13 protein-coding genes are annotated in these 12,991 nt (G+C 63.6%); 4 read left to right on the top strand and 9 right to left on the bottom strand.

Annotation, left to right across the window (positions count from 1 at the left end; genetic code table 11):
* Positions 1–88 precede the first annotated feature (88 nt).
* Entirely contained in the window at positions 89–898 is an 810-nt protein-coding gene (locus tag AC13CR_RS06750) for a hypothetical protein (protein ID WP_446232602.1), read from the top strand.
* Between the two features lie 39 nt (positions 899–937).
* On the opposite strand, the gene AC13CR_RS06745 is transcribed toward AC13CR_RS06750, so the two are convergent.
* A complete protein-coding gene (locus AC13CR_RS06745) occupies positions 938–1,663 on the bottom strand; it encodes a proteasome-type protease (RefSeq protein ID WP_292959134.1) in 726 nt (241 codons plus the stop codon).
* Positions 1,664–1,845: 182 nt separating this feature from the next.
* Between AC13CR_RS06745 and AC13CR_RS06740 the strand changes: the two genes are divergently transcribed.
* Positions 1,846–3,816, top strand: a complete 1,971-nt coding sequence (locus tag AC13CR_RS06740) for a bifunctional 2',3'-cyclic-nucleotide 2'-phosphodiesterase/3'-nucleotidase (protein WP_482900591.1) — start codon at positions 1,846–1,848, stop codon at positions 3,814–3,816.
* Positions 3,817–4,037: 221 nt separating this feature from the next.
* Here AC13CR_RS06740 and AC13CR_RS06735 read toward each other — a convergent pair whose 3' ends face one another.
* From AC13CR_RS06735 to AC13CR_RS06720, 4 genes are all read right to left on the bottom strand, one after another.
* Positions 4,038–4,880, bottom strand: a complete 843-nt coding sequence (locus AC13CR_RS06735; RefSeq protein WP_292978415.1) for a transglutaminase family protein — start codon at positions 4,878–4,880, stop codon at positions 4,038–4,040.
* A gap of 4 nt (positions 4,881–4,884) precedes the next feature.
* Positions 4,885–5,841 carry an alpha-E domain-containing protein gene (locus AC13CR_RS06730; RefSeq protein ID WP_292959131.1) on the bottom strand — a complete coding sequence of 319 codons (957 nt, stop codon included), beginning with the start codon at positions 5,839–5,841 and terminating at the stop codon, positions 4,885–4,887.
* Between the two features lie 15 nt (positions 5,842–5,856).
* The gene (locus tag AC13CR_RS06725) at positions 5,857–7,269 is read right to left on the bottom strand and encodes a circularly permuted type 2 ATP-grasp protein (RefSeq protein WP_292959130.1); all 1,413 of its coding nucleotides are present in this window, start codon (positions 7,267–7,269) and stop codon (positions 5,857–5,859) included.
* A 178-nt stretch (positions 7,270–7,447) separates the two neighbouring features.
* A complete protein-coding gene (locus AC13CR_RS06720; RefSeq protein ID WP_292959129.1) occupies positions 7,448–8,608 on the bottom strand; it encodes a thiolase family protein in 1,161 nt (386 codons plus the stop codon).
* A gap of 95 nt (positions 8,609–8,703) precedes the next feature.
* Here AC13CR_RS06720 and AC13CR_RS06715 point away from each other — a divergent pair, with 95 nt between their 5' ends.
* Positions 8,704–9,033 carry an STAS domain-containing protein gene (locus tag AC13CR_RS06715; protein WP_292959128.1) on the top strand — a complete coding sequence of 110 codons (330 nt, stop codon included), beginning with the start codon at positions 8,704–8,706 and terminating at the stop codon, positions 9,031–9,033.
* Positions 9,030–9,524, top strand: a complete 495-nt coding sequence (locus AC13CR_RS06710; protein WP_293014422.1) for an ATP-binding protein — start codon at positions 9,030–9,032, stop codon at positions 9,522–9,524. The genes AC13CR_RS06715 and AC13CR_RS06710 overlap by 4 nt, the downstream gene beginning before the upstream one ends.
* Before the next feature lie 68 nt (positions 9,525–9,592).
* Here AC13CR_RS06710 and hspQ read toward each other — a convergent pair whose 3' ends face one another.
* From hspQ to serA, 4 genes are all read right to left on the bottom strand, one after another.
* Positions 9,593–9,925, bottom strand: a complete 333-nt coding sequence (gene hspQ / locus AC13CR_RS06705; protein WP_292959126.1) for a heat shock protein HspQ — start codon at positions 9,923–9,925, stop codon at positions 9,593–9,595.
* A 136-nt stretch (positions 9,926–10,061) separates the two neighbouring features.
* Positions 10,062–10,532 (bottom strand): CreA family protein, encoded by a 471-nt coding sequence (locus tag AC13CR_RS06700; RefSeq protein WP_292959125.1) that lies wholly within the window; start codon positions 10,530–10,532, stop codon positions 10,062–10,064.
* Positions 10,529–11,260: a metallophosphoesterase gene (locus AC13CR_RS06695; RefSeq protein WP_292959124.1), complete on the bottom strand. Its 732-nt coding sequence runs from the start codon at positions 11,258–11,260 to the stop codon at positions 10,529–10,531. The genes AC13CR_RS06700 and AC13CR_RS06695 overlap by 4 nt, the downstream gene beginning before the upstream one ends.
* 72 nt (positions 11,261–11,332) lie before the next feature.
* Complete coding sequence (gene serA / locus AC13CR_RS06690) at positions 11,333–12,922, bottom strand: phosphoglycerate dehydrogenase (protein WP_446233462.1); 1,590 nt, start codon at positions 12,920–12,922, stop codon at positions 11,333–11,335.
* Positions 12,923–12,991: the final 69 nt, after the last annotated feature.

Below are 12,991 nucleotides of genomic sequence, written 5' to 3'. Positions count from 1 at the left end.
CGATCAGGGGATTCTGTATCCGACGCCACTTTTTTCCATCAACCACGGCGCTCTGGTTCTGCCTTTCAGGCAGGAGGTTCAGCGTTCCATGATGAGATTTGTTGGAACAGATATCCGGGAGGCGAGAAGAAGAGGTCGCATCTACTGGAGGAGTGTCGTCGAAGAGGCCGCCATGCACGACGTTGGCACCGTCATAATTTCCAGCGAATTCATTTGGGGGTTGAGACATCTGCCAAAATTCTATGAAAATTTGCAAACGGCCTTTGGAAGCGAAGCAGCGATCGAACTGGTGGCCTATCTTCGCACCCCGTCCCAACATTATATCTCGGCGGCGCAACAGAAGCTGAAGATGGATCACCGATTGCCGATCTTCAGATATAGCCGCCTGAAACGGCTCAAGGAGGTTTCGGATATTGCTCCGCTGAAACTTGGCAAGTTTTCACGCGATGCGCTGCATGAAGGCGATATTTTGTCTGACTTCTGCTTGAGATATAATATAAAAACGGCCAATCTGCGCCACCGTAAAAAAGAGGCAAACACGACGATTTCGGCCGAAGGGATGATCCTTCTGCAAACATATCGGCGTAGAAATCATTCCGAAAGGGGCGATATGCCGACCGATGACACTAATCGGCTGTTGAATGCGATCGCTCGGGAAGAGGCGGCGAACCCCGGAATCTATACGCGCCCGAAACTCCGACCGGAATTCGCGCAATATCTCGACCGGGATTGTCAGACATTCGCGTGGCTTCGGAAGGCACACGGCATCGACTTGCATCAAGATCATGGCGTCGCGGAGGGCATGATGCGCGACGTGGCCGAGGCCGAAGACGTATCGGAACTGGTCGGTTTCGATCCCGATGCGTTGCACCGCCTGCGGCAGGCGGTGCTGTCGTGACGGCGGGATCGGGCGTCCCAAGTCTCCGAATCTCGAAAATTACAGCGAGACCTTCACGAAACTGTCGCGCAGGGCGGCGGACCAGGCGGCGCTCATTTCCATGAAGTCCTGATCGCCCTCCAGGATCCGGCGTCTGGCCGAGATCGTGCAGGCATCCTTTTCGATGATCGCCAGATCCAGCGGCATCCCGACCGACAGGTTCGAGCGCAGCGTCGAATCCATCGACAGCAGCACCGCCTTTTGCGCATCGCCCAGGCTGGTCGCCGGCGTCACCACGCGGTCCAGGATCGGCTTGCCGTATTTGTGTTCGCCGATTTGCAGGAAGGGCGTGTCTTCGGTCGCCTCGATGAAATTGCCCTCGGGATAGATCAGGAACATCCGCATGTCGCCGCCCTTGCGCTGGCCCGCGACGATCATGCTGGCGCTGGCCTGCTGGCGCAGGTCGCGGCATTGTTCGGCGATCTCGCGCCGCGTGCGCGCCAGCGTGTCGCCGATGATCGTGGCGACCTGCAACATCGTCGGCGCCTTCAGGATCGAGGTCGTCTCATCGGCCATCTCGTCCTCGATCGCCTCGTCCAGACGTGCCAACGCCGTCTGGGTCACCGACAGCGATCCGGCGGTCATGATCGCCACGACACGCTCGCCCGGCTCCTCGAAGAAGAACATCTTGCGATAGCAGGCGATGTTGTCCAGCCCGGCATTGGTGCGCGTGTCCGACAGCAGGACCAGCCCGGCATTGAGTTTGAGACCGACACAATAGGTCATGGGAAGCAGCTACCCCGGAATTTCTGGCCGCATCCTAGGCGGGACCGGCAGGGGCCGCAATCGCCCGTCGCGCCGCGTCCGGGCACTGATGCATGACAGCCGCACGACATGTCGCGGCGATGGCTCGCATCCAGCGCCAAAAACGCGCATGATCGCCTGGTGCAACCCGATCGGAGCCCGTCATGTCCCTGTTCGCCCTGACCCGCCGTCACTTCCTGCAAGCCTCGACCGCCGGGATCGGCGCGGCGATGCTGCATCCTTTCGCGGCCCGCGCTTCGGCCGGGCAGGCCCATCTGCAGATCATGGAGACCACCGATCTGCATGTCCATGTCTGGCCCTATGACTACTATGCCGACAAGCCGGTCGATACCGTCGGCGCGGCGCGAACGGCGGCGTTGATCCGGGCAGTGCGGGACGAGGCGGGCAATTCGGTGCTGCTGGACAACGGCGATATCCTGCAAGGCAACCCGATGGGCGATTATGTCGCCTATGAACGCGGGATGAAGCCCGACGAGATGCATCCCATCATCACCGCCATGAACGAAGTCGGCGTCGAGGCGGGAACGCTGGGCAACCACGAATTCAATTACGGGCTCGATTTCCTGAAGAACGCGCTGGCAGGGGCGGGCTTTCCCGTCGTCTGCGCCAATGTCGCGACCCGGGCGGACGAGGATCCCGCCGCCGATGACACCCTGGTCCCGCCCTATGTGGTTCTGGACCGCGAACTGACGGATGGCGCCGGGCAGCCGCATCCGATCCGGCTGGGCATCATCGGCTTCGTCCCGCCCCAGATCATGCAATGGGATCGCAAGCATCTGGAGGGCAGGGTGACCGCCCGCGACATCGTCGAGGCAGCGCGGGCCTGGGTGCCGAAGATGCGCGGCGAGGGTGTCGATCTGGTCGTCGCGCTGTGCCATTCCGGCATCGGCGCGGCCACGCACGAGCCGGGGATGGAAAACGCCGCCATTCCGCTGGCCGGCGTCGAGGGCATCGACGTGATCCTGACCGGCCATCAGCACCTGGTCTTTCCCGGCCCCGATTTCGAAGACACCGAAGGCGTGGACATCGCCGCCGGCACCATCGCCGGCAAACCCGGGGTGATGGCGGGGTTCTGGGGGTCGCATATGGGTCTGGTCGATCTGCTGCTGGAACGGCAGGGCGACGGCTGGGCGGTGATCGAACACAGTGTCGAGGCGCGGCCCATCTATCAACGCGACACGGATCGCAAAGTCGTGGCGCTGGTCGAAAGCGTGGCGGCGATCGAGGACAGCGTCGCGGCCGAACATCAGGCAACGCTGGACTACGTCCGCCGTGCGGTGGGCAAGACCTCGGCCCCGCTTTACAGCTATTTCGCGCTGGTGGCGGACGATCCCTCGGTCCAGATCGTCGCGAATGCGCAAGAATGGTATATCCGGCAGATGATGGCGGGAACCGAATATGAGGGTCTGCCGATCCTGTCCGCCGCCGCACCCTTCAAGGCCGGCGGCCGTGGCGGCCCGGATTACTACACCGACGTGCCCAGCGGCGATATCGCGATCAGGAATGTCGCCGATCTCTATCTCTATCCAAACACGATCCGGGCGGTGCAGGTGACCGGCGCCCAGGTCAGGGATTGGCTGGAACGCAGCGCGGGCATGTTCAACCGGATCAGGCCCGGCCAGCCTGACCAGATGTTGCTGAACCCCGAGTTTCCCAGCTACAATTTCGACGTGATCGACGGCGTGACCTATCGCATCGACCTGTCGCAGCCCTCGAAATATGACAGTGACGGAAAGATCGCCGACGAGGGCGCGGCGCGCATAGTCGATCTGGCCTTCGCGGGGCAGCCGATCGACCCGCAGGCCGAATTCATCGTCGCCACGAACAATTACCGTGCCGGCGGCGGCGGAAATTTTCCCGGCAATGACGGCTCGACCATCGTATTCGAGGGCCCGGACACGAACCGCGACATCATCGTGCGCTACATCGTCGAGCAGGGCACCATCGACCCCGAGGCCGACGGCAACTGGTCTTTCGCCCCGCTGGAGGGCGCGACGGTGCTGTTCGATACCGGCCCCGAAGCCGCGCGCTACCTCGACGAGATCAAAGGCGTTGCCATAGAAGCGGTGGGCGATGGCGAGAACGGCTTCGCGCGCTATCGCATCACGCTGTAGGGTCAGGTGTCCGATCCGGCGGCGGGGGGCGCGGCCCCCCGGTCGCTGACGCGACTCCCCCCGAGGTATTTTTAAAGAGCGCGAGGGGTGGACGCAGGCTTCTCGCGCTCTTTGCAATTACCTGCGGGGGTGAATTGGCCGCAGGCCAGGAGGGGGCCGGCGAGGCCCCTTCGTCGCGAGGCGCCATGACGTTGCGGTTTTCCGAAGTGCCAAGGCGTGTTTCAGCTTTGCGTCTGGCTCTGGCTCTGGCCTTGCAGTGTCTCGATGTCCTCGACGCGGACCGCGACGTCCAGCTTTTCGACTCCCCGGCCGATGGCGATGCCCCGGATCGGCGCCGCATCGGCCGCGTCAAGGCCCGAGGCCAGCCGGACATAGCGTTCGTCCGGGCAGCAGGCATTGGCCGCATCGAAGCCGACCCATCCCAAACGCTCGACATGGATTTCGGCCCAGGCATGGGCCGCTTCCTGGGATTGGCCGTCCTCGGTCACGTGCAGGTAGCCCGAGACATATCGCCCCGGCAACCCGCGGATCCGCGCCAGCGCGATCAGGGCATGGGTATGGTCCTGGCAGACGCCCTGCCCCAGCTTCAGCGCCTCGGCGGCCGTTGTCTGGGTCCGGGTCACGCCGGGACGATAGGCGATGGCCTCGCCGACCGCCGCCGACAATCTGTGCGCCAGATCCAGGTTGTCCGCGGCCTCGGTCACGCTGTCGGCCAGTTGCCGCAGGCCGTCATCGGCCCGTGTCGTTCCGGTGTCGCGCAGATAGGCCATCGGGTGGATCATCTCGCGATGGCCGCGCAACACGCCGGCGGTATCGCGGGTCTCGACCCGGCCCGCGATCTTCACGATCACCTCCTGCGCGGGGCCGCGCACGGCCCAGCCCTCGATCCAGTCTCCGGCACCGTCGCGAAAGCTGGGCCCCTTGACGCCGCCGCTTACCTCGATGCGCCAGTCATGGGCCTTCTGCCCCTCGAAGACCGAGGGAGTCAGTCGCAGGCTCTGGACGAAGTTGCGGATCGGGTGGTCATAGCGATAGACGGTTTCATGCAGGATTCCGAGTTTCATCCGCCTACGAGCCTCCCAGCAGGTAATCTTCGTGCACACGCATCGAGATGACTCCGATCTCGGCGATGAACCATGACAGGAATTCGTGCAGCCCCTCATCGAAGATCGCGTCGATATCGCGCGCCTGCAACGCTTCCAGCACTTCACGCGACTTGTCGCGCGCGGTGGTCGGTGCCTTGTCGCCATAGCGTTTGGCCAGTCCCTCCAGGTGCCAGACGCCTTCGTAAAGCGAGGTGATCAGCGATCGCGGGCTTTCCCCGTTCAGGATCAGGAAATCGGCGACGCGACCGGCGGTGATGTCGCCGCCATAGGCCCAATGATAGGCCCGATGCGCCGACAGCGCCCTCAGGATCACCTGCCACTGATAGGTGTCAAGGCCGGAGCCCACGAATTCGATCCGGGGAAGAAGGACGAAATATTTCACATCCAGCAGCCGCGCCGTCGCATCCGCGCGTTCCAGGCCATAGCCCAGATTCATGAAATGCCAGCCATCGTTGCGAAGCTGGGTCGCATTGATCGCGCCGCGCACGGTCGAGGTATGGCCGGTGGTGAAATCCGTCAGGTTCGCCGTGTCGATGCGGGATCGCGGCGTCTTCTCGATCTTGCGCAATTCCTGATAGCTGACGTTCAGCGCGTCCCAGACCTGGCTGGTCAGCGCGGTGCGCACGATGCGTCCGGCTTCGCGGGCCTTTTCGATGCAGGACACGACCGAAGACGGGTTGTCGCGGTCGAAGAAGATGAATTCCTCGATCTTTTCCTGCGTGATCTCGCCGTATTTGTCGGCGAACAGGGCCGAGGTGCCCGAAGCCTGCAGAAGCGAGTTCCATTCGTTCTGGTAGCCCGCCTCGGTATTGGGCAGCAGGGTGATCCGCTGGCCCACATCCAGCAGGCGGGCGGCGGTTTCCGCGCGTTCCAGATGGCGGCCCATCCAGAACAGGTTCGAGGCGGTGCGGCACAGCATGGTCGTTCCCCTCTGTTATTCCGACAGGACCCAGGTGTCCTTGACGCCGCCGCCCTGCGATGAGTTCACCACAAGGCTGCCTTCGCGCAAGGCCACGCGGGTCAGCCCGCCCGGCACCAGTTCGATCCGGTCGCCGCACAGGCAATAGGGCCGCAGATCGACATGGCGCGGCGCGATGCCTTCCTCGACGAAGGTGGGGCAGGTGGACAATGACAGCGTTGGCTGGGCGATGTAGTTCGACGGATCGGCGGCGATCTTGGCGCGGAACGCCTCGATTTCGTCGCTGGTGGATTTCGGACCCACCAGCATTCCGTATCCGCCCGATCCGTGGACCTCCTTCACGACCAGATCCGGCAGGTTCTCCATCACATAGCGGTAGTCGTCATCCTTCCACAGGGTCCAGGTCTGGACGTTGTTCAGGATCGGCTCCTCGCCCAGGTAGAAGCGGACCATCTCGGGCACGAAGGTATAGATCGCCTTGTCATCGGCAACCCCCGCGCCAGGGGCCGAGCAGATCGAGACCCCGCCCGAGCGATAGACATCCATCAACCCCGGAACGCCCAGCAGGGAATCGGGCCGGAAACACAGCGGATCGAGAAACGGATCGTCGATCCGGCGATAGATGACATCGATACGCTTCGGCCCCTGTGTCGTGCGGGCATAGACGAATTCCCCATCGACGAAGAGATCCGCACCCTCGACCAGTTCGACGCCCATCAGGTTGGCCAGAAAGCTGTGTTCGTAATAGGCGCTGTTGAAATGTCCCGGCGTCAGGATCACGCAGGTCGGCCGCCCCTCGCATTTCTGGGGCGCCACCGATTCCAGGGTGCGACGCAGCAGGTCGGGATATTGGTCCACCGGCTCGATCCGGTTACCCCGAAACAATTGCGGAAACATCCGCATCATGATCTCGCGGTTTTCCAGCATGTAGCTGACGCCTGACGGCGTGCGGCAATTGTCTTCCAGCACGAAGAATTCGTCCTTGGCGGTGCGGACAAGGTCAATGCCGATGATGTGGGAATAGACGCCGCGCGGAGGGATGACGCCGACCACGGCCTTTTCATAGGCGTCGTTCTGATAGACCAGTTTGGCAGGGATGCGGCCGGCGCGAATGATCTCGCCCCGGCCATAGACATCGCGCAGAAAGGCGTTCAGGGCCCGGGCGCGCTGCTTGATGCCGCGTTCCAGCTTGCGCCATTCGTTCTGTTCGAAGACGCGCGGCATCATGTCGAAGGGGATCAGCCGGTCGGGATCGCCGCCCTCGCCATAGACCGCGAAGGTGATGCCGATGCGACGGAACAGCGCCTCGGCCTCTGCCTGTTTCATCTGGCGGAAATCGTCCGGCATCGTGTCCACCCAGTCGCTGAGGCGCGCATAGGGGTCTCGGACTCGTTTTCCTTCATACATTTCATTGTAGTATGTCATCATCCCCCCCGGGTTGGACCATCAGCCCTTCACAGGCCTTTCAGGCTGCCGATGATCAGAGACCGGTCCTGTGGAGTCCACAGGGGAAAGCCGGGAAATGCACGAAAGTTCCGCGAATGCCGGCCTCCTCCGCGGTCCGGGATGCCCCCGGCGCGGCAGGCTGCCAAAGTTTTGGGCAGGGCTAAACCAGTTCAACGGCGATTGCCGTGCCTTCTCCGCCGCCGATGCAGATGGCCGCCACACCGCGCCGACCGCCGCGAGACCTGAGTGCATGGATCAGGGTGACGATGATCCGCGCGCCCGAGGCACCGATTGGGTGGCCAAGCGCGCAGGCCCCGCCATTGACGTTGACGATGCCATGATCCAGTCCCATCCGCGCCATGAACGCCATCGGCACGACCGCGAAAGCCTCGTTCACCTCCCACAGATCGACATCGGCGGCGGACCAGCCGATCCGCTCCAACAGCTTCTGGGCGGCGGGAACGGGCGCGGTCGGAAATTGTCCCGGCTGTTGCGCGTGGCTGGCATGACCCAGGATCCGGGCCAATGCGCCATCCCCGTCCGCGCCGATCGCCAGCGCCGCCGCCCCGTCCGAAATCGAGCTTGAATTGGCCGCCGTCACGGTGCCGTCCTTGCGGAAGGCCGGCTTCAGATGCGGGATTTTTTCGGGCCGGGCGTTACCGGGCTGTTCGTCGGTATCGACGACAATCTCGCCCCGGCGGCCGGTCAACGTGACCGGCGCGATCTCGGCCGCGAAGGCGCCCGAGGCGATCGCGTCCGCCGCGCGCGACAGGCTGGCCAGCGCGTAGCGGTCCTGCGCCTCGCGGCCAAAGCCGAATTCGGCGGCGCAATCCTCGGCAAAAGTGCCCATCAGACGGCCCTTGTCATAGGCGTCCTCCAGCCCGTCCAGAAACATGTGATCCAGCGCCTGCGCATGGCCCAGCCGCGCGCCGCTGCGCATCCGCGGCAGCAGATAGGGGGCGTTGGACATGCTTTCCATGCCGCCCGCGACGACCAGATCGGCGCTGCCGGCGCGAATCGCGTCCATCGCCATCATCACCGCCTGCATTCCCGATCCACACATCTTGTTCAGCGTCGTCGCAGGCAGCGATTCGGGCAGCCCCGCCAGGAAGCCGGCCTGACGCGCCGGCGCCTGTCCCTGACCGGCGGGCAGCACGCAGCCCATGAACAGCGCATCGGGATCGCCGGCCGCGCGGTCCGCCCGGTTCAGCGCCGCGCGAATGGCGACGCCGCCCAGTTCGGGGGCGCTGGACTCGGCCAGCGCGCCTTGCAGACCTCCCATGGGCGTGCGCGCGCATCCCAGAACGAAAATGTCTCGCATTGTCACGATCTCTCCCGGCTCGACCTGTTCCCGCTTACCGGATCGTAACCATTTGCGTCTAGTCGTGAGAGGGAAAACAAGAGGGAATCGGGATCATGCTGGACGCTGTCGACCATGGTGGGGAAATGAGGGTCAGGGTCACCGGCAGTCGCATCGACGCCGCGATCGCCACCAGGTTCAAGGACAAGCTGCGCGAGATCGCGCTGCGCAACCGCAAGCCGGTTGTAATGGATATGAGTGCCGTTGATTTCATGGACAGTTCGGGCCTTGGTGCCGTAATCGCGGTGCGCAAGGCGATGCCCGAAAACCTGCCGCTGATCCTCCAGGGGCTGACGCCCAATGTCGAACGGGTGTTCCGTCTGACACGGATGGATTCGGTTTTCGAGATCCGGCCGGCCGCCACGGAGGGACCGGAGACCACATGACCCCGACCCAGCGGCAGAACGCCGAAGTGAAAGGAGGGGGCCGGGTGCGGACACAACCGATGTTTCATCAGGTGCTGTCCGCCCGCCCCGACAGCGTGCGCGGCGCGTTGATGGATGTGCGCCGCCGCTTCGCCGGCGAGGTCAGCGATGATACGCTGGGCCGGCTGGAACTGGTTCTGGCCGAGGTGATGAACAATGTCGCCGAACATGCTGCGACAGACGCCGGGGGAACGGTTCGCAGAACCTTGCCGCAGATCCATCTCTGCATCGTCCGGCACGAATCCGGGCTGGCCTGCGCGATCACCGATAACGGCATCTCCGTTCCCGCCGATTGCCTGCTGCCGCGCGACCTGCCGCGAAACGATGTCGCCGATCTGCCCGAGGGCGGCTTCGGCTGGTATCTGATCCAGGATCTGACACAGGCTCTTTGCTATTACCGCGAACAGCAGCGAAATTTCCTGGCCTTCAGCGTGCCCTTTGCCGAGGTTTGAGCCATTGCCGGACCGGCCGCGGAATGCGCGATCGTGATCGCCAGCGCTGCAGAAGGCGCCCTGCGGCCTCAGTTCAGTTGCGCGGCAAGGCGATAGCTGCCATCAGCGAAATCGCTGAACATCTCCATCACATCGGGATGGTCCAGCGGCTCGCCAGAGGCATCGGCCTCTAGGTTCTGCTCGGACACATAGGCAACGTAATAGGTTGCCTCGGTTTCGGCATAAAGGTGATAGAAGGGCTGGTTCTTGGCCGGCCGCGCATCTTCGGGAATGGAATCATACCATTCCTGCGTATTGGCGAATTCGGGATCGACGTCGAAGATGACGCCGCGAAACGGACGATGACGATGGCGGACAACCTGGCCCAAACCGAATTTCGCGACGCGGTGATATGACTGCATGGCTGTCGCCTTCCATGTTCCTGCCGGCAGAGAGCGGATGTCGCGCCTTCTAATCCCGTCGGGCGATTCTGTCCACCGGATCGGCAGCATTTGCATGATCCGAAGGCAAGACCGGGCATAAACGCCGGCGCCCTGCCTATTCCGGCGGCAACGGATCCCGATCCTCGTCCAGCAGCGGCACGGTCGAGATCGCCATTTTTGCCGAACCATCGGTCAGTTCATTGGCGTGGGCCAGGTAGATCAGCACGCGGTTCTCCTCGTCATAGATCCGCTTGACGCGCAAGGACTTGAAAACCAGCGAGCGGCCCTCGCGGAACACATCCTCGCCGCCCTTTCCGCGCCGGATCCCGCTCAGGTCGATGGGTCCTGTCCGCGCGCATTCGATGGCGCTGTTCGAGGGATCCTCGAACCAGTTGCCCTGGCTCAGCCGGTCCAGCATCGAACGGTCGAAATAGGCCAGATGGCAGGTGACGCCGCCAACCTCGGGATCGCGGATCGCCTCGATCACGATATCGTTGCCGATCCAGTCCACGCCGATCTTGCCGATCTCCTCCGCGGCCGTGGCCGCGGGGATCAGCAGTGACAGGGCAAGCAGGCGCGCGATCATGACGCGGCCTGCGGCAGCAGCGGCACCCGGCCGTCGTCGGTCAGAAGATGCACCTGCCCGGCCTCGATCGCGACCGCGCAAAGCGGCCGACCATAGGCCGCGCCGCCGTCGATATTCAGGCGATTTCCGTAATGGGTTGCCGTGTCGATGGCGGTATGGCCATGCACGATCAACGGCCCGTGATCAGCGTCGCTGTCCAAAAAATCCTTGCGGATCCAGACCAGATCCTGTTCGGCCTGATCCTGAAGATCGATGCCCGGTCGGATGCCGGCATGGACGACCAGTGCCTCGGGATGCAGGAACCACAAGGGCAGCGAGGACAGGAATCGGGCGTGCGCATCGGGCACCGCGCGGCGTGCCTCGGTCAGCAACCGGTCGCCGGAAAGCGTCGGATCGACGCCATAGGATGCCAGCGTCGCGGCCGCGCCCAGCCCGCTATGCGCGATCCAGGTCCGGCCCGAGGCCAGCCCCGGATCGACCCAGGCGGGATCGGACAGGAAGATCGGCAGGAAGCGGTCGTGATTGCCGCGCGTGACCACCCAGTTGCGTCCCGCGTCGCGCCCCCGCATCAGATATTCCACCGCGCCGCGCGAATCCGGGCCCCGATCGACCAGGTCGCCGACATGGGCGATCAGCGCGTGCTTGCCGCCATCGCTGAAAATCCGTTCATGCGCGGCGCGCAGCAGCTCCGGGTGGCCGTGAATGTCTCCGACGACGTAAAGGGTCATGGCGGCGGGCGTTCCTTGTTCCTGCATCCGGTCAGATCGCCGCGCGCCCGTCAAGGGCGCGCGGCGCAAGGTTCAGACCTCGAAATGCAAACGGCGGGCCTGCAGGAACTTGCCGGTCTTATGCAGGGCCGCCAGGGCCTGGTCGCTGATCGGTTCGTCCAGATACAGGATCGCGATCGCATCCTCGCCCCCGATCGAACGTCCCAGCGTGAAATTGGCGATGTTGACCCCCAGATCGCCCAGCGTCATGCCAAGCGCGCCGATGACGCCCGGCACGTCCTTGTTGCGGGTATATAGCATGTGTTCGCCGATCTCGGCATCGATGTTGATGCCGCGGATCTGGATGAAGCGCGGCTTTCCGTCGCTGAAGACGGTGCCTGCGATCGATCGCTCGCGCTGCTCGGTGACGACGGTCAGCTTGACATAGCCCTCGAAAATGCCGCCCTTGTCCTGCCGCGTGGTCGAGACCCGGATGCCGCGCTCCTTCGCGATCACCGGGGCCGAGACCGGATTCACGTCCGGATTGGTGGCCTTCATCACCCCGGCGATAGCCGAGGCGTTCAGCGCGTTCAGGTTCATCGAGGCCACCGCCCCGTCATAAAGCACGTTGATCGCCTTGATCGGCTCATCCGTCATCTGGCCCACGAAGGCGCCCAGATGGGCGGCCAGCCTGATCCACGGGCCCATCACGGTGGCCTCCTCGGCGGTGACCGAAGGCATGTTCAGCGCGTTCTGCACCGCCCCGGTCAACAGGTAGTCCGACATCTGTTCGGCCACCTGCAGCGCCACGTTTTCCTGCGCCTCGGTGGTCGATGCACCCAGATGCGGGGTCACGACGACATTGGGCAGGTTGAACAGCGGGCTTTCGGTGGCGGGCTCGACCGCGAAGACGTCGAAGGCCGCACCGGCCACGCGGCCGTCCTTCAACGCTTCGGCCAGCGCCTCTTCATCGACCAGCCCGCCGCGCGCGCAATTGATGATCCGGACGCCCTTCTTCAGCTTGCCGATGGCGTCTCGCGACAGGATGTTCCTGGTCTTGTCGGTCAGTGGCACGTGAAAGGTGATGAAATCCGACCTGCCCAGAAGATCGTCCAGATCGACCTTGGTCACGCCGATCTCGGTCGCGCGTTCCTCGGACAGAAAGGGGTCATAGGCCAGCACCTTCATGTGCAGCCCAAGCGCGCGATCGATGACGATGGACCCGATATTGCCCGCGCCGATCACGCCCAGGGTCTTGTTGAACAGCTCCACCCCCATGAAGCGGCTCTTTTCCCATTTGCCGGCATGGGTGCTGACGCTGGCTTCGGGCAATTGCCTTGCGACGGCGAACATCATCGCGATCGCATGTTCGGCCGTGGTGATCGAGTTCCCGAACGGCGTGTTCATCACGATCACGCCCTTCTTGCTGGCCGCAGGAATATCGACATTGTCGACCCCGATTCCGGCGCGCCCGACGACCTTCAGTCTGGTCGCTTTCTCCAGCAGCTTGCCGGTCACCTTGGTCGCGGACCGGATCGCCAGCCCGTCATAATCGCCAATCACCTCGGCCAGCTTTTCCTTGTCCTTGCCCAGATCGGGCAGGTAATCCACCGCGACGCCGCGGTCGCGGAAAATCTGGACGGCGGTTTCCGACAGCTTGTCGGACACAAGAACCTTCGGCATGTCATTCATCCTCATGTGTCGCACCGGGGCCGCGCCCCGCAGGTGCGATCATCTTCGTTGTGGAAATAT

The sequence above is a fragment of the Paracoccus sp. L-17 genome (genome assembly GCF_056857655.1).
The sequence above is the reverse complement of the archived record's forward strand: the minus strand, read 5'-3'. Positions and strand labels throughout refer to the sequence as shown.